1 protein-coding gene is annotated in these 444 nt (G+C 66.4%); it reads left to right on the top strand.

The window, feature by feature from the left end:
* A partial coding sequence (locus tag G7020_RS23820) for a DNA-3-methyladenine glycosylase (RefSeq protein ID WP_181087225.1) occupies positions 1-444 on the top strand: 444 nt, incomplete at both ends.

Raw genomic sequence — 444 nt, 5'->3', positions numbered from 1 at the left:
GCCACCCCTGCGTCGCTGCGCTCCGACTGCCCGGCCGGATGGCCGTGGAACAGGTGGCCAGATGGCCCTGGAATGCCTGGCCAGATGAGAGCGGACTGGGTGGCCGGATGGCGTGGAATCCGCAAGCCAACAGCCCTGCTGCCGCTGGAGGGGCTCGCGCACTCACCCGCCTCTGCTCCGGCCAGACGCTGCTGTGCAAGGCGCTGGGGTTGAGCGTCACGGAATGGAACGCGCGACGCATGGATCCCAGGCGGTTGCGCGTCGATGACATCGGAGCGCGACCCGACATCATCCAGACTACCCGCCTCGGCATCCCACAAGGTCGCGATGAGCACCTACCTTACCGCTTTGTCGATGCCGGCTTCGCCCCGCATTGCACCCGCAACCCGCTACGCCGAAGCCAATGTGAAGGCAAGGACTACGTTTTGCTGCAGCGCGACAAGC

This window comes from Stutzerimonas stutzeri (assembly GCF_013522825.1).
Taxonomy (GTDB): Bacteria; Pseudomonadota; Gammaproteobacteria; order Pseudomonadales; family Pseudomonadaceae; genus Stutzerimonas; species Stutzerimonas stutzeri_AK.
Note: the sequence above shows the minus strand (reverse complement) of the source record. Positions and strands in the feature narration are given on the sequence as shown.